Raw genomic sequence first — 18664 nt, forward strand, 5'->3', positions numbered from 1 at the left:
ATGGCAAGTAATAATGTATCAGCAACATATTCTTATTTACAAACTACGGGTAACCGTTTTACAGGGTTAGCTTCAGGGATGGATATCGATTCTATCGTAGAAAAGCTAATGAAAGCTGAAAGCGCAAAAATGGAAAAGCTTCAGCAACAAAAACAAAAGTATGAGTGGCAGCGTGATGCGTATCGTGGCATTAATTCAAAATTAGAAGCCTTCCAAACAGAGATATTTGATAACTATCAACTTAAGACTAATACATTTTTAGCAAAAACTGCAAGTGTATCAGATACAAGTAAATTATCAGTAAAAGCAAGTTCTTCAGCTAGCGGAACGTTAACAATTTCCGATGCTACATTAGCGGAAAATGGACAAGACGTTAAAAGGGTAGTTATAAGTCCGGCTACTGGTACAAGTGATGCGGTATATGCTACCAATCAGACAAAGTTAAGTGAATTAGGTTTATCTGACGGGACATTAAAATTAAATGTAGTACAAAAAGATGGATCAACAAAAGAATTATCTGTCGATTATACGTCAGAGGATACTTTAGAGTCCCTTGCTTCAAAAATAAATAAAGAAAATAAAGGTTTAACTGCTGTTGTTGGTGAAGACGGAAGCTTCTCACTATCTACAGCAGCTACTGGAGAATATGATAATGGGCTGGTAAGTATCGTTTCCGATGATAATAGTCTAATGAAATCATTAGGATTTGCATCGTCTAATTCTGCAGGAACTGCCATTTTAAATGGTACTGATGCAACTTACACAATTAATGGCGTTACAAAAACTTCACATACTAATACGATTTCCGAACTTGGCTACAGTATTACACTAAATCAAGCTTTCTCAGGAAGTTCTGTTACAATTTCATCTACAACAGATACAGATACTATTGTTGAAAATGTTAAATCCTTTGTTGAATTGTATAATGGTCTTATAGACTCTTTAAATTCTCCTATAAAGGAAAAAAAGAATTATGACTATCAGCCACTTACAGAAGCACAAAAAGCTGAAATGTCAAAGGAAGAAATTGAAAAGTGGGAAGAAAAGGCAAAGCAAGGGATTCTGCGCAATGATTCTATCATCAGCAATACGGTTTCTAGCATGCGTAGTGCCATCTATAGTGTAACAACAGATCTGGATGGCAAATATAATGCCTTTTATAATATTGGTATTACAACAACGGATGTATATTCAGACGGCGGTAAATTAAAAATAGATGAAGATAAATTACGTGAGGCAATTGAAGCAAATCCAGAAGCCGTAGCGGATTTATTTACGAGAGCTGAAGAAAAAGATGCAGATGGTAATGTAGTAGATAAAGGTGGCCTCATTACTCAACTGCGTGCTACCGCAAAAACTACAATTAACTTAATCGAAGAAAAAGCAGGTAAAGAAGGCGCTGAAGAAAATAGCTTCGCTTTAGGAGAAACGATAATTTCTGTTGATGATCGAATTGAAAATTGGAAAGATCGTTTAAAGGATATTGAAGAACGCTATTTTAAACAATTCTCAGCAATGGAAGCGGCTATTCAAAAGGCAAACAGCCAAGCAAGTTTATTCGCTCAAGGATAATCGTTTAATTTAATTGGAGTGTATTCAATGGACTTAACTACTCAATTGCTTCAAGTATCTGCAAAACTTTTTAAGCATTTAACGACTATTCCTAATGGAAATGAACGTACAACTTTTATTGATGAAATAAATAATTTACTAGACGAACGAGGACAACTAGTAGAACAACTAAAAATAGAAGGATTTCGTTATGATGAATCAATAAAGACACATGTCACATTATTCGAACTTGATAAAGGAATTCAGGAGCGTTTAAATTTAGTTCTTAATGAAGTTAAATCAGATATAAAAAATCTTAACAATTCGAAAAAACATGAAATGCAGTACATTAATCCGTACTCCAGTGTTCGAGTGATGGACGGACGCTATTACGATAAGAAAAAATAAATATTGTTCTAAATACTTTTATAATCATTTGGTCGCATTAATCGATTCAATGTATTACAATAGAACTATACAGTGTCCCTCAAAAGGAGTGTCTTATATTGGCAGTACAAAATTCCGCACTTAATGCTTACAAACAAAATAGTGTGACAACTGCTTCGCCTGGAGAATTGACGTTAATGTTATATAACGGCTGTCTTAAATTTTTAACAAAGGCGAATAAAGCAATCGAAGAAAAAAATATTCAAGAAAAAAATATAAACTTACAAAAGGCACAAGCCATCATCTCTGAGCTTATGTCAACCTTAAATATGGATTATGATATTTCAAAGCAAATGCTTCCACTTTACGAATATATGAATCGCCGTCTTATTGAAGCAAATTTAAAAAATGATACGGCAATTATTGATGAAGTAATTGGTTTAACTACTGAATTCCGTGATACATGGAAGCAAGTTATTCAAATTACTCGTCAACAGCAATATAGCAATACGCAACAAGTTTAATAAATTCACGAAGCCTTGCATCATCATTTCATGGTGTAAGGCTTTTTATTTGGATGAAATATACAACAAGCAACTTTTTTCTATATTATTTACAGTTAAAATACTACGAAAATTCCTAAATATAGAGGTTGGAAAATATAGCAAATAGTCTAGTAGACTTTGTGCAAATATTTCGTTACGTTTGATGTTAGTTGATTTGATATTTTTGGGGGAAAACAATATGAATTTTAAAAGGCAGGAAGGTTTTCGTTTCGTATTTAATGAAGCGATAGATGCTAAAATTAAATTAAAGCTTAATGGCAGGGATATTAATTTTGAACCCTATGAGTGTAAAATCATAGATATTAGCCCAAGTGTATTTTGCAAGAAAAAAGTGCAGAGATTTGCAATTAATTATACAGAGTGTTGCCACCCAGTATTTTTACAATTTCTTCGATAAAGCATTTGTTAAACGGAAGCTTTGCCCCGTGTATGAAATAATGTGGGCATGGTGAATCAAACGATCCACCAGTGCTGCTGTTAAACGTGAATCTGCGAATATTCGATTCCACTGACTAAATTCTAGATTTGATGTAATTATCAAACTTTTTTGCTCATAACACTCTGAGATAATTTGAAATAGCAGCTCTGCACCATCTTTTCCAAATGGTACATATCCCATTTCATCTAAAATAATGACATCCACTTTTTCTAATTTTTTTCTAAAGCTTGTTAAACGACCACTACTTAAAGCATCCTCTAACTCTTCAACTAAATGAGAAACTCGATAGAATCGAACCTCAAACCCCATCTCACAGGCTCTTCGGCCTAAAGCGGAGGCTAAATGAGTTTTACCGGTTCCAGGTGCTCCGACTAAAATTATGTTCTCATGGCGATGTATAAAATCTAGGTTCATCAATTCCTCTTTCGTTAAATGTGAGGGGAGACAAATATCTTTATGCCATTCATAGTTTTCTAGTACTTTGTAATCTAAAAATCGTGCTTTTTTAATGTTTCTAGATGCTTTCGCCTGTTCACGGCCATCTCGTTCTTTTAGTAATAATTTATAGACAAATTCATCTGGTGTTGTAAATGGAATTTCCTCGAACCCCTCAGCGATATGAGCTAATCTAAGTTGCTTACATAAATGTTCGATCGTTTCATTCATTTTCACTCACCCCCGATGTTACTGGCTGTAGAGCATCATACTGTGACCACTCTACATCATAAGGATGAGAAGAAAGCTTATCATTATTGGCTATTAACTCATAAAATTGGCTATCAATTTCCTTCATATCATGCTGAAGTAGTAGGGTAATAACTTCTTCGATTCTCCGTTTCCGTAAAGATAAGGATGGGACTAATAAATATTCCCTTATACGTACCGGTAGGTACTCTGTATATCTTGAATGGCCAACTACTCTCGGTTTAAGTAGCCAGTCTTTGAATATATCAATCCAAGGTATAAACCTACGCTTTTTCATATATGGTCTTGAATCACTTAAAATTACTTCACCATTATTTGTTATGACCTTAAACTGATCCCAAAAAGTAACGCAATATAACTGCGAATAGTTCTTCGCCTTTGGCACATGAATGAGATGTTGATCCAATTTGAATTCGTTATATTTATTAAATTTGATTGGCATTTGTTTAAAAACTGGATAATCATTTTCAGGTAACTTTAATAATTGCTTCTGTTCACTCTCCCATAAAATTTCTATCATTTCACCCTTGCGATAGTGCATGCGTTTACGGTCTTCTACTAATCTCTCAGATAACTGATTTTCTAAATCTTCAAAGTCCTTCATTACAGGAGGGACACTAAAGAAGTTGTATCGAATATAACCAACTTTCCGTTCCACATTTCCTTTTTCATGACCGCTTCGGGGATTACAAACTTGAACTTTAAAGCCATAATGATTTTGAAAAGCAATGAATTCATCAGTTAACTGTGCTTCTCCTTCGGAACCACGCACTTTTTTCACCGCAGGTGTTAGATTATCGATTCTAATACTAAGTGGTACGCCTTCAGCTTGTTTAAAAAGTTTCTTCAGCCCACTTAAAAAGCACTCTTGGTTTTCAGAAGGAAGGGGGATTCCTAATGCGACATTACTTGCTGGAAATGACATTACTAGTGCATGTACATCTACTATTTCCCCTTCATGAACAGCTTCCATTATCCCAAAATCAACTTGAGCTTCTCCTTCAGGATGTGTTAATCGTTCAAATCCCTTGGAAATTTCATCATCTCTATTAGCTCTCCATTCCTCTATAAAGTTACAGACTGTTCGATAAGAACCTTTGAAGTCCATTTTTCCCAAGGCTTCATACATTTGCTTATTAGTTCTTCTTAATTTCTTCTTTACTTTTGAGTCCTCTTCAAGCCAATCACTTACGATTTCTCCCCATTTTTCGTCATACATCATTCCTTTCTTTATTTGTGTTTTTACTTGAGGTAGTTGATCCTTATCACCATATTTTTTTGCTGTTCTCCAATTGATGGATAAAGTTTCCGCAATTGTAGATATCGATAATCCTTTTTCATTTCTTAATGTTTTGATACAATTAATTTCAGACATTGCTAGCATCCTTTCATTCCTCCACTGCTAAAATTCGACACTTTAACAGTAGAATGACTTGGGGTGGCTGGCAAGTCTATTTTTTTGCACTAAAAAAGTGCTAGACTCTGTACAAATTCTTTGCACAAGTCTGCACTTTTATTTTGCAATAAACACCAAGAGGAATTAAAATGTTTTCAGAAGCGAAAATTGGGGAATATTTAAAAAATACTACTCTACAGATTGAAGTTCAATTTATTCTAGATGTGACAATGATTCGGGCAACTGGTGAAATTGTTTGGAGCAAGCCATATGCAAACGGCAGTCAGTTTGGGGTTTTATTCCATGAAGATGAGAATATTGATGAACTTATTATTAGTGAAATGAAGCAACGACGAAAAAAGGAAGTTCTTCAAGATAAATTTACAAAAATAAAATATTAAAATTTTGTGAAGGCGATGTCGAAACATGGAAAAGATTTCTCTGTAGTGGTAGGATTTTTTTAAACCTATGGCGAATATATATTTACATAGGTGTAACAAAAGGAGGAGTTTACATGCTAAACTTTAACATTCGTGGTGAAAACATTGAGGTAACTCCAGCGATTCGCGACTACGTTGAAAGCAAGATTGAAAAAATTGAACGTTATTTTAGTAACGGTGTCAATGCAAACGCTAACGTGAATTTGAAAGTGTACAATGATAAGCAAACTAAAGTTGAAGTGACGATTCCTCTTAAAAATGTCACTCTCCGTGCAGAAGAACGACATGTTGATATGTATGCAGCTATCGATTTAATCGTCGATAAATTAGAACGACAAATACGTAAACATAAAACAAAAGTAAACCGTAAGTTCCGTGAACGTGAAGGAACAGGTGTTTATTTTGCAAACGAAGTCGTTAATGGCCAAAATGGATCGAGTGAAGAAGAAGAATTCCCAGTTGTTCGAACAAAACAATTCGATTTAAAACCAATGGATTCTGAAGAAGCGATTCTTCAAATGAATTTACTTGGACACGACTTCTATATCTTTACAGATGCTGAAACAAACGGCACAAATATCGTTTACAAACGCCGTGATGGAAAATATGGATTAATTGAAACAAACTAAGCCTTAAATCATATAAGCTCCCGGACTATTCTGGGAGTTTTTATTATGGGCAAAAGTTCTACTTTTTGTTTTCTTCCTGATTATCATACTACAACAATATATTAAATTATCCTTGAAATATTAACAAAACTCCGTTTAATACTACCTTTAAACTATTATGAATCTATTTTTCTCATATTCAAGATACATACTAAAAATTAAGAAAAATATTAAAATGATTATTTGGGCTTATTTTTTCAAATTTTTATATGCTGATTGAACTTATTTAAACAGAAATTCCGACAAATAACAGCGCTTACATAAATATCATAAAAATCATTATTGGTAAACGTAACTATTTTCATATGTCTATTAGTCTAGGAAAAAACTCTTTGTTCTCTTGACTGTCTTTGACAACATTTCTAAGTTCCCTATACTGAAAAATGTAATGAGGAATTCCATCATTACCCAAGATCGAAATTAGTAAAACGTAGGGGTATATAGAAGTAAACTATATGCTGTTATCTTTCTTTGAAGTGATGATATGATTGCAGGCTATTACTGCTATTGTAATAATTGTTAGTTCAATATTACTTATGCCGGTAAAAGAAAAGGTGCTTAACAATTCGTTGGAATAGCCGTTTTATTAATTTTTAGTTTTAGGGATTAATTTAACGGCAGTAAGTGGGCTATATGGTTCAATTAATCGATTAGTTAATGGTAGATTAGAGTTAGAAAGGAGTTGAAAGATTTGTATAAAAGGTACAGTTTTCTATTAGTTATCATATTCATTTTACTTGCTGGATGTAATCAGGAACAAACAACAACTAATGAATCAGAAGAGGCAGAAACTGAAGTTGAGTCAGAAGAACTGTCTAATGTTAAAGAAGAAGCAACGGAAGTTGAGGAACAAAGTGAAAATGAGAATGTTATAGTAGGTTCTCCACTTCCAACTACTTTAGAGGAACTTGAAAAACTTCCTTCAGGCTATACAAAATATATTAATAGACTCGAAGATGAAGGAAAACAATTAACAGATGAACTGACGAAAAATCTTCCGGATATATCGGACAACCCAACTACTGAAGAATTAGATCGGTACTACGAGGCAATTTTATCTGTTTTTCAACAAGATTTTGAGGGTCCGGGAGATTTAATAGAGCAGTTAAAATTTCAAACAATTGGAAGCCCGGATATTGAAGATCCACGCTATCAATTTAAGGAAAATTTAAATGTAATGGTTATTTTAGATGCTTCAGGCAGTATGGCCAATTATGAGGGCAGTGTAACGAGAATGGATGCTGCTAAAAAGGCTATTACGGAATTTGTTAAAACCTTGCCTGGGGATGCAAATGTTGGTTTACGTATATACGGACATAAAGGTACTGGAAATGATTCAGATAAGGCTTTGTCTTGCAGCAGCAGTGAACTGATTTATCCATTAAGTAATTATAATGCAGCAAACTTTGAACAGGCTCTTTCAAAAGCAGTACCGGCAGGATGGACTCCAATTGGCCATGCATTAAATGAGGCGAAAAAAGATTTAGCATCCTTAAAAGGAGACTCAAATACAAATATTGTCTACTTGGTAAGTGATGGTATCTCAACTTGTGATGATGATCCAGTTGGAGCAGCAAAAGCTTTGTATGATTCCGATATTACACCGATTGTAAATGTAATTGGATTTAATGTAGATCAAGAAGGTCAAAAGCAGTTACAGGAAATTGCGACTGCGGTGGAAGGTACTTACGAAAATGTGGCAGATGCACAAGGTCTTCAAGAGCAATTAAATGAGGCAAATGAGATAGCTTTGAAGTGGAAACAGTGGAAAACGTCTGAAGAGGGTTGGATTAATTATTATAAAACCGATAACTCTCTAGATATTTTTAGTTATCATTCAAAAGAGTTTGGAAAATGGATAGACGAAAGGCAAGAGGTTGGCTTTACGTTAACGTATTTATATCAACAAAAAAATAAAATGTCCCGTGAATCCCATGATTATTTACAGAAGAAAAATAAAGAATATCATGCTTGGATTGAAGATGAGTATGACAAATTACGGGACGAATTAAAAGAAATAAATGAAATGAATCACGCTGAAGCGCTTAAAGCATTAGAAGAAAAATATCTTACAAATACAACTACATCTTAAAATTATCATTTCTTACGATAAATATCGTGTAAAAATACGAACCGATGCTATATATGAAACGATAACAGATGGCATTTTAATTGATACGTTTACAAAAGATATACCACAAGAAGGGTATGGACCACCTTTGAGCTATTTAAAATATGTTCTTAATTAAGTAAAATGCTTGCTATCGAATAATAGAAAAGTAGAATTAGGAGAAAAGCTCCCCCTATGGCTAACAGGCATAGGGGGAGCTTTTGGTGATTTATTCTGAAGAATTTAGTCTCGAAACGAAGTTGGAAACTGTTTTCACTATGTCAGTTGTTTAATGATTTAGGCATTGAATTAAATAATCTCAAAATTATTACCTAAATGCCGCCTTCCATATCCTTAAAGTTATTTGCTTTGCCAAATCGTATTTTAAACTCTGTTCCACCTTCATTTGATAACACATCAATTTCTGCATTGTGCATGTCTATTAACTGTTTTGTTATTGCAAGACCTAATCCAGTGCCGTTTAAATCATCAGTTGTATTGGTGCCACGATAATAACGTTCAAATAGATTATCTAAATCTTCTTGTGGTATACCTGAACCATAATCTTTAACACTTAATATGACACTAAAATTTTCTTCCCAAGCTGTAATCTTTATGGGGGTACCTGTAGGTGTATGCTTTTTGGCATTGCCGACTATGTTTTCAATTATTCGATAAAGCAGCAATTTATCTGCTTCAATTATTACATTTCCACTTGTTTGAACAGATACTTGATCATCTTGAAACTGTGCCAGCCATTTAGCCAAATCAACTTTTTCAAGACTCAATTGGACCGCCTTATTTTTTAATTGATACGTATAAGTTAAATCTTGAATTAAGGCATCCATGTAATTTGCTTTTTCTCGCATTGTTGCGGCAAATTCACGAGTTTCCTCGGACGACCAGTTATAATCGCTTGATGAAAGCATAGTAGAATACCCGTAAATTGAACTTAATGGGGTTTTTAGATCATGCGATAGCCCGGTAATCCATTCTTCCCGAAGTTGTTCTGCCCGTTTTATTTGACGTTCGTTATAAGCTAAACGATTTGTTAAATTATCAATGGAATCATCTATAGGTTGGAATAGTTTATATTTCCTTTTTAATTTACCTGTTTTCTTGTGATGAATCCGTTCATCTATTGATTTGTTGTAATCAAATTTTGCTAGTTTTCCTATTCGAGATAAAATGTAAACGATAGGTCTAACAAATCGATTAGAGATGCCAAATGATAAAAGGATAATCCCAATTAATAAAATGATATGGAACACTACAAAGAAGAAAATAAGCATTAGCATTCCTTTATTAAAGTGTTCTTCAAAAGGTTGATAATAATCATTAGGCATACGTGCTACAAGGGTTGAGCCATCCGATAGAGATTTAGCCGACAACCATTCCTTTTGTTCAAAAATATCGGAGTTGTTTTGTACGATATCAGGCAAGTGAACTAGCGGTTTGCTCTCTCCAAAGAGTGTTTCGCGCTTCCATCTTTCATCGTAAAGTTCAACGGAAATATTATGCTTCTCTAACTCCTTTTGTAATGAGGATGAAAAGCTAGCTGTTGAAGTCCATTCCATATTAATTTTATTAAATAAAGGCTCCAGTGGGGATTTCGGTACAAAAAGCAAATAGTGGTTTGAAAGTTTCCATGTATGCAACCCCTTTGTATCCAACGCCAAAATTTCTTCCTTTGTCATGTTACAAAGCTCGCAAGTTTCCCCAGTGTAATCTAATACTTTCATTGCGTTGTTTACAAGATATAGCTGACCACTATTGTCTTCCGCCTGTTCTATAAGATAATCTGATAATTTGTAACTATTCTTTTCTTTAATAATTTCATCTTCAAATTCAAATCCATCAAATAAATGAATATCGTTCCCCGTATTTCCACTAATATAAAAGAAAAACGCTACAATGCTCCCAATCGTTCCAATGATAATAAAGAGGTAAAATAAAATAAAATATAAAATAAATCGAATGGTTAATTTACTTGAAGATTTCATTTTCCATCACCAACAAGTTTATAGCCTACCCCTCGTACTGTTACAATGCATGTTGGTTTACTTGGATTCTTTTCAATTTTTTCTCGCAGTTTTCGAATATGGACCATAACGGTATTGTCATCAAATAAAAAATCCCCCCAAACGTGTTGATAAATTTGTTCCTTAGACAATACCTGTCCTGCGTTTTCACAAAGATATGACAGTAAATAAAAGAGTCTGCCATTGATAATTTCACGTTGACCGTCCACCCACAGTTCTGCAGCCTCAGAGTCAAATGTAAAGCGGTCAAATTGAAAGAGGGTTGGAGTTTGTTTCTTTTGTTTTAAATATCGACCTAATTGAGCTTTAATACGCGCAACCAACTCTAATGGATTAAAAGGTTTTGTAATATAATCATCTGCTCCATTCATAAATCCACGAAGTTTATCCGCATCACTGCATTTTGCCGTTAAAAAGAAAATAGGCGCATCGCTGTTTTGCCGAATTATTTCTGCAATATCCAAACCGCTCCCATCTGGAAGCATGATATCTAATAAATAAAAATCATATGTATGCCGTTCTACGAGTTCCCTGCATTTTTTAATATTTTCACAAATATGTATGTGTTGAAATCCTTCCTTTCTTAAGATAATTTCAACCATGTCTGAAATGGCTCGTTCGTCTTCCAACACTAAGATAGATGCACAATTCATAAGTTCCCACCTACTAATTTAAGGTTATTTTAAGATAGCTATTATGTTAGCATAAGATTCCAATATTACATTATATTTATAAATTATCATAAAGGAGTAAAAAGATGGAATCGAAAAGAGTTTCTTTTATAGATGGTTTAAGGGGATTTAGTCTTCTTGGCATCTTACTTGCGAATTTATTAATTTTCCAATATGGCATGTTTGGAAAAGAATATATAAATTCTTCATCTTTTTTGGATGAAGGAGCATTAAAGTTTGTGAAAATCGCAGTCGAAGGTTCTGCAATGCCAATCTTTACAGTAGTCTTTGGTTATTCTCTCATTAAATTAGTAGAGTCTATTAGGAAAAAGGGAAGAAAAAGTCGCTGGTCGATAGTTCGCCGAAGCATCGGATTAATTGTACTTGGGTTGCTACATGCCACTTATTTATGGGAGGGGGATATTTTATTATTTTACGGAGGCATTATGCTTTTGCTCATCCCGTTTATAAATAGAAAGCCGAAAACACTTTTTATCTGGGCTTTTGTACTATTTGCTTTAACAATAGCCACAGGTTATGGGCAAGTAGAAGAAACGGAAAAAGAACAGCAAGAAATGATGCAGTATGTTGAGAAATCAAATGTAATAATGGCAAATGGAAGCTACGATGAAATTTACGATTTCCGAAATAATGTTATGCCTCCTGGATTTGAAGATCCAATCCTTATCATTATGTTACTTTTCTTCGCGCCATTAATGTATGCACCAATGTTTTTATTTGGAATGGGACTTGCGAAGATTCGCGCATTTGAAGATATGGATAAGGAACGAAAGTGGTATGTAATTGGCTCATTTTTCGTACCTATTGGACTAATCTTTAAGGCACTTAGTCAAATAGAAAATGATTGGTCAAGCATTTTCTTACTAGGAGGCTCAATTATACTATCAATAGGTTACATTAGCTTCTTTGCATTAATATATAGAACGGAGATTTTCACACGTGTTCGCAAGATTTTTGAAAATGTCGGGAAGTTATCGCTGTCAAACTACATTTTGCAAACGATAATCTGTACCCTTGTCTTTTATGGTTATGGGTTAGGTTTTTATGGTCAACTGGGTGTTGCTACGGGCGTTTTAATAGGACTTGTCGTGTATAGCCTCCAGTGTTTTGCAAGTACACTTTACTTAAAGAAATTAAAACGAGGCCCGCTAGAAGTAATTTTACGTATGTGGACGAATTTTTCATTGAGCGGTAAAACGAAAGTGAAGGAAGTGAAACCCATTCATGCGGGAGAATAAAGAAGAATTTACAGACACTTGGTGGTTTTATTTATTAATGATTTTCGTTGCAGGGATTATTGTGGCATTTGCTACTTATTTAAGTTAAGGTTTTATATTGAAAATTCATAGAGAAAATTAATGTACGATCAGCCCCAATTGTTATTAAGACAATTGGGGCGTTTTATACGTAGATTATTCCTTCCTAATTTCCTTCAACAAAAATTGCTTACGTTGAGCGTTTACTAAGTAAATACTGATACCTACTAATAACATTCCAAAAAATAAATTCATTGTAATACTTTCATTTAAGAACCATGCACTAATAAAAACGGAAAGAATCGGAACTAAGAATGTAAATGCCCCAACTTTACTCGCTTCACCTTCGTTCATCAACTTATAATAAATGACTTGAGCAACTGCCATTCCAGCAGTTGTTCCCCATATTAAACTTAAGATCAGCCCTTTATTCCAAACAATTTGATTTATATCTTCGGTTATCAAACCACCAATTAATAAGATGCCTCCACCAATTATAAGCTGCATGACTACCATCCAGAAGGAATTAACTTTGTCGCGATTTTTCTTTACATAAACGACACCAATTGCCCAACTTAATGCAGTTGCAAGAGCTAAAATAACCCCTATTGCAGACAGATGAATAATTAGTCCATCGACACTAACGAAGATAATTCCAATAAATCCTATAATGAGACCAACTATTTTCGAAATGGTCATCTCTTCTTTTAAAAAGTACCATGCGAGAATTCCAAGAAGCACTGGTTGAAAATAGACGAGAACGGAAAACAATCCACCAGGCAAATAAATAAGTCCAACTGTTTGTATTCCTAAATAAAAGACAATATTTAAAATGGCAGAAATAATATAGTAAACCCAATTTTTTTTGAAATTAAGTAAATGGCGATTTTTCCATGCTATCAAAAGTAGAATAATTCCCCCAAAAAAAGCTCGAACACCGGCAAATAAAAGTGGCGGCATTAAAGAGACTGCGAATTTATAGATTGGCCAGCTTGCACCCCAAACAACAATTAATATCGCTAACAAAGAATAAGAAACAATTTTTCTGCTTTCATTCCCCATCAAACAGCCCTCCTGCCATTTATGACATATCCCCAATGTATGCGGTATATGCTTGGAATGGAACGTTTCATATAAAAGCTTTTTGCTTATATTAATAGCTGGGGGATTTTTGATAAATTTATAGGTAATGTCTTTATAGGGGTTTCTTTAGTGTGATGTTTCTTAAGTGATGGGAGTATTTACGCGGTTTTAGGTGATATTTACGTGCTTTGAAGAGATATTTACGTGCTTTTGAATAGTATTTACGCGGTTTCGTTGCTTTTTTACGCGTTTTGGAATATTTACGCGGTTTCGCAGCTTTTTTACGCGTTTTGGGATACTTACGCGATTTTAGATGATATTTACGTGTTTTGCAGAAATATTTACGTGCTTTTGAATAGTATTTACGCGGTTTCGCAGCTTTTTTACGCGTTTTGGGATACTTACGCGATTTTGGATGATATTTACGTGTTTTGCAGAAATATTTACGTGCTTTTGAATAGTATTTACGCGGTTTCGCAGCTTTTTTACGCGTTTTGGAATATTTACGCGGTTTTAGGTGATATTTACGTGTTTTGCAGAAATATTTACGTGCTTTTGAACAGTATTTACGCGGTTTCACAGCTTTTTTACGCGTTTTGGAATATTTACGCGGTTTTGGGTGATATTTACGTGTTTTGCAGAAATATTTACGTGCTTTTGAATAGTTTTTACGTGGTTTCACAGCTTTTTTACGCTTTTGGAATATTTACGTCGTGATTTTAGATGCAATTCCAAAAAACCAGCCCTATATAAAAAAGCCTATAGCACCAAAAAAGTCTGCTGTAGGCTAATTTCATAATGTATTAAATTATTCTCCGCTTTCTAAACTAATTTGCCATTCAACACCAAATTTGTCCTTTACCATTCCAAAAGCTTTGCTCCAAAACGTCTCTTGAAGTTCCATTTTAACAGTGCCGCCTTCTTTTAATCCTTCAAAGGCAGAGCGAAGGAGTGCTTCATCTTCACTAACAAGAGCTACAGTTACATTGTTACCCACAACATACGGAGAGCCTGGCCAAGTATCGGAAAACATAACTCTGCTGCCTGCAATGATTAAATTAGCATGCATAACTAAATTTTTTGCTTCCTCGGGCATTGTATAACTTGGGTCCTGTGGTGAGTCTCCAAATGTCATAATATTAGGTGCTTCAGTCTTAAATACTTTTGAGTAAAACTCTACTGCTTCACGACAATTTCCATTGAAAACTAAATATGCTTCAACTGCCACTTGTTCCAACACTCCTTATCCATATTATTTGCATTTTAATATCCTGCATATTATCTTATACCCACTCTTGAATAATTTAATCTAGTAGTAAAAAATCCCTTCAAAATTTCAAAAAAATTTTTCAAAATTGTACCTGAATCGTTTTACTACTTGAAGAACGAGAATAAAAAGGGAGAAGGTCATTTGCACCTAGTATATAGGTAATGCTAAAATGAAAACTGAGACTATATGGGAAGTGAAAATAATTCATGGCAAACATATTAAATAAAATTTTTGACTTAAATAAAAAAGAAATTAAAAAATTAAATAAAATTGCTGATCAAGTTGAGGCGCTTGCTTCTCAAATGGAGCAGCTAAATGATGAAGATTTAAAAGAAAAAACGACGGAATTTAAAGAGCGTTATCAAAATGGGGAAACATTAGAGCAATTGCTTCCAGAAGCATTTGCAGTTTGTCGTGAGGCGTCGCGCCGTGTTCTAGGCATGTATCCGTTCCGTGTGCAAATTATGGGTGCTGCAACATTGAACGAAGGTAATATTGCAGAAATGAAAACAGGGGAAGGGAAAACATTAACTTCCACTATGGCGGTATACTTAAATGCCATAACAGGCAAAGGTGTACATGTTGTTACAGTAAACGAATACTTGGCAAGCCGTGATGCGAACGAAATGGGACAACTTTATAATTTCCTAGGCTTATCTGTTGGATTAAATTTAAATAGCCTTTCAAAAGAAGAAAAACGTGAAGCTTATGCTGCTGATATTACATATAGTACAAACAATGAATTAGGTTTCGACTATTTGCGTGATAACATGGTGCTTTACAAAGAAGAACGTGTTCAACGGCCTTTATACTATGCAGTTATTGACGAGGTTGACTCAATTTTAATTGACGAAGCACGTACACCACTTATTATTTCTGGGCAATCTGGAAAAACAGCGAAACTTTATGTTCAATCAAATGCGTTTGTTCGTATGTTAAAAGCAGAAGAAGATTACACATATGATGAAACAACTAAAGGTGTTACATTGACGGAAAACGGTATCGGAAAAGCAGAGAGAGCTTTCGGTATTGATAATCTTTTTGATTTAACACATGTTCGTCTGCTTCATGCAATTAATCAGTCGTTAAAAGCACATGTATCGATGCACCGAGATGTAGATTATGTTGTGCAAGATGGTGAAATTATTATCGTTGATGGCTTTACAGGTCGTTTAATGAAGGGGCGCCGTTATTCTGATGGTCTCCACCAAGCGATTGAAGCAAAAGAAGGCGTAGAAATTCAAAATGAATCGATGACAATGGCTACAATTACGTTCCAAAACTACTTCCGCATGTATGAAAAACTGTCTGGGATGACAGGTACAGCCAAAACAGAGGAAGAAGAGTTCCGTAACATTTACAATATGCAGGTTGTTGTTATTCCAACAAATAAACCAATCGCGCGTGATGATAAACCGGATTTAATTTTTGCCACAATGAACGGTAAATTTAACGCAGTTGCGGCGGATATTGCAGAGCGTCATAAGGCTGGGCAACCTGTATTAGTTGGAACAGTTGCCATTGAAACATCAGAAATTATTTCGAAATTACTTGATAAACATAAAATTCCTCACAATGTATTAAATGCGAAAAACCATGAGCGAGAAGCAGAAATTATCGCAAATGCAGGTAATAAAGGTGCTGTTACAATCGCGACAAACATGGCAGGTCGTGGTACTGATATTAAGCTTGGCGAAGGTGTATTAGAGCTTGGCGGTTTAGCCGTAATTGGTACAGAACGCCATGAATCTCGCCGTATTGATAATCAGCTGCGTGGTCGTTCTGGTCGTCAAGGGGATCCAGGGGTAACGCAATTTTATTTATCGCTTGAAGACGACTTAATGCGTCGTTTCGGTACTGATAGAATGAAAAATGCGATGACTAAACTTGGGATGGACGATTCACAACCAATTCAATCTGGTATGGTATCTAAAGCAGTTGAATCTGCACAAAAACGTGTAGAAGGAAATAACTTCGATGCACGTAAACGATTATTGCAATATGATGATGTTCTTCGTCAACAACGTGAGGTAATCTATAAAGAACGTCGCGATGTTCTTGAAACAGAAAATATGCGGGCTCTTGTTGAAAATATGATTCAAGAGTCAATCGAGACGATTGTAGGTATTCATACACAGGGCGATCAAAAAGAGTGGAACTTCAAAGCAATCGAGGACTACATTCAAGCGAATCTTTTAGAAGAGGGTGCTATTAAAGCAAGCGATCTTGAAGGAAAATCGCCAGAAGAAATGATTCAATTCATTTATTCAGAAGTCCAAAAACGCTATGATGAAAAAGAAGAGCAACTAACGCCAGAACGTATGCGTGAGTTTGAAAAGGTAATTTTACTGCGCTCTATTGATACGAAATGGATAGATCATATCGATGCAATGGATCAATTGCGCCAAGGAATTCACCTTCGAGCTTACGGTCAAACGGATCCTTTACGCGAGTATGAACAAGAAGGATTTGCGATGTTTGAAGAGATGATTGCATCGATTCGTGAAGATGTTACGAAATATGCAATGAAGGCTCAAATTCGTAATAACCTTGAACGTGAAGAAGTAGCGAAAGGTCAAGCTGTAAATCCGAAAGAAGAGGCAGCACCAAAGAAAAAACAACCTGTTCGAAAAGCCGAAGATATTGGCCGCAACGATCCATGTCCATGCGGAAGCGGCAAGAAGTATAAAAACTGTCATGGTGCAGAGCAATAAGATTTTCAAAAATAATGGCGAACTTATCAAGTTACCATAGACTATTTTTGTATAAAAACAGTTTGAACCGTAGTCATCTTTTTGATGGTGCGGTTCTCTCAATTTAATTTACAGTACGGAGGATTTATTTACATGATTGAATTAGCAGATGTAAGAAATACGTTGGAAACTACAGCCTCAAAATTGGCGGACTTCAGGGGGTCTCTTTGACTTAGAAAACAAGGAGGCACGTATTCAAGAGCTTGATGAAGTGATGTTAATGCCGGATTTTTGGAACGACCAAAATGCTGCGCAAACGGTAATTAATGAGGCAAATGGTTTAAAAGCAATTGTTAATGAATTTAACGACCTTGTAACTACACAAGAAAATTTAGAAATGACGCTTGAGCTTTTAAAGGAAGAACCAGATGACGAATTGCAAGAGGAGCTTAGCAATGAGTTGGAAGAATTTGAGCGGAAAATGGATGCTTTTGAGCTTCAAATGTTATTAAGTGAGCCTTATGATAAAAACAATGCGATTTTAGAGTTGCATCCAGGTGCTGGTGGAACGGAATCACAAGACTGGGGTTCGATGCTGCTGCGCATGTATACACGCTGGGCCGATAAACACGGTTTTAAAGTAGAAACAATGGATTACTTGCCTGGGGATGAAGCGGGGATAAAATCCGTAACATTGTTAATCCAAGGTCATAATGCTTACGGCTATTTAAAAGCGGAAAAGGGAGTACATCGTTTAGTGCGAATTTCTCCGTTCGATTCAGCTGGACGCCGTCATACTTCCTTTGTTTCATGTGAAGTTATGCCAGAGTTTAACAATGAAATCGAGATTGAAGTACGAACTGAAGATTTAAAAATTGATACGTATCGTGCAACTGGTGCTGGTGGTCAGCATATTAACACGACTGACTCTGCTGTTCGTATTACACATATTCCTACAGGTGTCGTTGTATCATGCCAGGCAGAGCGTTCACAAATTAAAAACCGTGAAAAAGCAATGAGCATGTTAAAAGCGAAATTGTATCAACTTGAAATAGAGAAGCAACAAGCAGAACTTGACGCGATTCGTGGAGAACAAAAGGAAATTGGTTGGGGTTCTCAAATTCGTTCTTATGTATTCCATCCATATTCAATGGTAAAGGATCATCGTACTAATTTTGAAACAGGCAATGTCCAAGGTGTAATGGATGGAGATTTGGATGATTTTATTAATGCCTACTTACGTTCACGCATTGGATAATATTTTTACAGACCTTTCTGGCGGGGATTTTCCCTTTGTCGGGAGGGTCTTTTATATTAATTTAATGGCTCTATAATATTTGTTGGGGTTTGAAAAAATTCATAAATA

Annotated in this window: 17 protein-coding genes; 10 read left to right on the forward strand and 7 right to left on the reverse strand. The window is 35.1% G+C overall.

Annotated features, from left to right (window positions below; translation table 11 throughout):
- The 4 genes from fliD (at position 1) to MKY04_RS04610 (ending at position 2901) form a co-directional block, all read left to right on the forward strand.
- Positions 1 to 1572 (forward strand): flagellar filament capping protein FliD, encoded by a 1572-nt coding sequence (fliD, locus tag MKY04_RS04595; RefSeq protein WP_346235423.1) that lies wholly within the window; start codon positions 1 to 3, stop codon positions 1570 to 1572.
- Positions 1573 to 1599: 27 nt separating this feature from the next.
- The gene (locus MKY04_RS04600; RefSeq protein ID WP_346235424.1) at positions 1600 to 1959 is read left to right on the forward strand and encodes a flagellar protein FliT; all 360 of its coding nucleotides are present in this window, start codon (positions 1600 to 1602) and stop codon (positions 1957 to 1959) included.
- A gap of 98 nt (positions 1960 to 2057) precedes the next feature.
- Positions 2058 to 2462, forward strand: coding sequence for a flagellar export chaperone FliS (fliS, locus tag MKY04_RS04605; protein ID WP_126293505.1), 405 nt, complete (start codon positions 2058 to 2060; stop codon positions 2460 to 2462).
- Between the two features lie 220 nt (positions 2463 to 2682).
- Complete coding sequence (locus MKY04_RS04610; protein WP_346235425.1) at positions 2683 to 2901, forward strand: hypothetical protein; 219 nt, start codon at positions 2683 to 2685, stop codon at positions 2899 to 2901.
- Here the strand turns inward: MKY04_RS04610 and istB are convergent.
- The gene (gene istB, locus MKY04_RS04615) at positions 2884 to 3609 is read right to left on the reverse strand and encodes an IS21-like element helper ATPase IstB (protein WP_346234634.1); all 726 of its coding nucleotides are present in this window, start codon (positions 3607 to 3609) and stop codon (positions 2884 to 2886) included. The genes MKY04_RS04610 and istB overlap by 18 nt on opposite strands.
- Positions 3602 to 5032: an IS21 family transposase gene (gene istA, locus MKY04_RS04620; RefSeq protein ID WP_036176596.1), complete on the reverse strand. Its 1431-nt coding sequence runs from the start codon at positions 5030 to 5032 to the stop codon at positions 3602 to 3604. Before istA ends, istB begins: the two co-directional genes overlap by 8 nt.
- Before the next feature lie 161 nt (positions 5033 to 5193).
- Between istA and MKY04_RS04625 the strand changes: the two genes are divergently transcribed.
- The 3 genes from MKY04_RS04625 to MKY04_RS04635 all read left to right on the forward strand — a co-directional run bounded on the left by MKY04_RS04625 (position 5194) and on the right by MKY04_RS04635 (position 8244).
- Positions 5194 to 5445: a PilZ domain-containing protein gene (locus MKY04_RS04625; RefSeq protein ID WP_346235426.1), complete on the forward strand. Its 252-nt coding sequence runs from the start codon at positions 5194 to 5196 to the stop codon at positions 5443 to 5445.
- Positions 5446 to 5558: 113 nt separating this feature from the next.
- A complete protein-coding gene (gene hpf / locus MKY04_RS04630; protein ID WP_346235427.1) occupies positions 5559 to 6113 on the forward strand; it encodes a ribosome hibernation-promoting factor, HPF/YfiA family in 555 nt (184 codons plus the stop codon).
- 730 nt (positions 6114 to 6843) lie between these two features.
- Positions 6844 to 8244: a vWA domain-containing protein gene (locus MKY04_RS04635; RefSeq protein ID WP_346235428.1), complete on the forward strand. Its 1401-nt coding sequence runs from the start codon at positions 6844 to 6846 to the stop codon at positions 8242 to 8244.
- Positions 8245 to 8594: 350 nt separating this feature from the next.
- On the opposite strand, the gene MKY04_RS04640 is transcribed toward MKY04_RS04635, so the two are convergent.
- Positions 8595 to 10265, reverse strand: a complete 1671-nt coding sequence (locus MKY04_RS04640; RefSeq protein WP_346235429.1) for a HAMP domain-containing sensor histidine kinase — start codon at positions 10263 to 10265, stop codon at positions 8595 to 8597.
- A complete protein-coding gene (locus MKY04_RS04645) occupies positions 10262 to 10957 on the reverse strand; it encodes a response regulator transcription factor (protein WP_126293724.1) in 696 nt (231 codons plus the stop codon). The genes MKY04_RS04640 and MKY04_RS04645 overlap by 4 nt, the downstream gene beginning before the upstream one ends.
- Positions 10958 to 11061: 104 nt before the next feature.
- Here MKY04_RS04645 and MKY04_RS04650 point away from each other — a divergent pair, with 104 nt between their 5' ends.
- Entirely contained in the window at positions 11062 to 12234 is a 1173-nt protein-coding gene (locus MKY04_RS04650; protein WP_346235430.1) for a DUF418 domain-containing protein, read from the forward strand.
- A gap of 174 nt (positions 12235 to 12408) precedes the next feature.
- On the opposite strand, the gene MKY04_RS04655 is transcribed toward MKY04_RS04650, so the two are convergent.
- The 3 genes from MKY04_RS04655 to MKY04_RS04665 form a co-directional block, all read right to left on the reverse strand.
- Positions 12409 to 13314 (reverse strand): DMT family transporter, encoded by a 906-nt coding sequence (locus tag MKY04_RS04655; protein WP_346235431.1) that lies wholly within the window; start codon positions 13312 to 13314, stop codon positions 12409 to 12411.
- Between the two features lie 133 nt (positions 13315 to 13447).
- The gene (locus MKY04_RS04660) at positions 13448 to 14017 is read right to left on the reverse strand and encodes a hypothetical protein (protein WP_346235432.1); all 570 of its coding nucleotides are present in this window, start codon (positions 14015 to 14017) and stop codon (positions 13448 to 13450) included.
- Between the two features lie 126 nt (positions 14018 to 14143).
- Positions 14144 to 14563 carry a VOC family protein gene (locus MKY04_RS04665; RefSeq protein ID WP_346235433.1) on the reverse strand — a complete coding sequence of 140 codons (420 nt, stop codon included), beginning with the start codon at positions 14561 to 14563 and terminating at the stop codon, positions 14144 to 14146.
- Positions 14564 to 14811: 248 nt separating this feature from the next.
- Here MKY04_RS04665 and secA point away from each other — a divergent pair, with 248 nt between their 5' ends.
- Together secA and prfB are read left to right on the forward strand one after the other, a co-directional pair.
- The gene (gene secA, locus MKY04_RS04670; RefSeq protein ID WP_126293719.1) at positions 14812 to 17319 is read left to right on the forward strand and encodes a preprotein translocase subunit SecA; all 2508 of its coding nucleotides are present in this window, start codon (positions 14812 to 14814) and stop codon (positions 17317 to 17319) included.
- A 132-nt stretch (positions 17320 to 17451) separates the two neighbouring features.
- A protein-coding gene (gene prfB / locus MKY04_RS04675; protein ID WP_410798868.1) for a peptide chain release factor 2 occupies positions 17452 to 18556 on the forward strand; the annotation gives its coding sequence in 2 pieces (ribosomal slippage) (positions 17452 to 17526 and positions 17528 to 18556; 1104 coding nt in all).
- The last annotated feature ends 108 nt before the right edge of the window (positions 18557 to 18664 follow it).

Source organism: Lysinibacillus telephonicus, assembly GCF_039654155.1.
In the GTDB taxonomy this organism is placed as follows: Bacteria; Bacillota; Bacilli; order Bacillales_A; family Planococcaceae; genus Ureibacillus; species Ureibacillus telephonicus.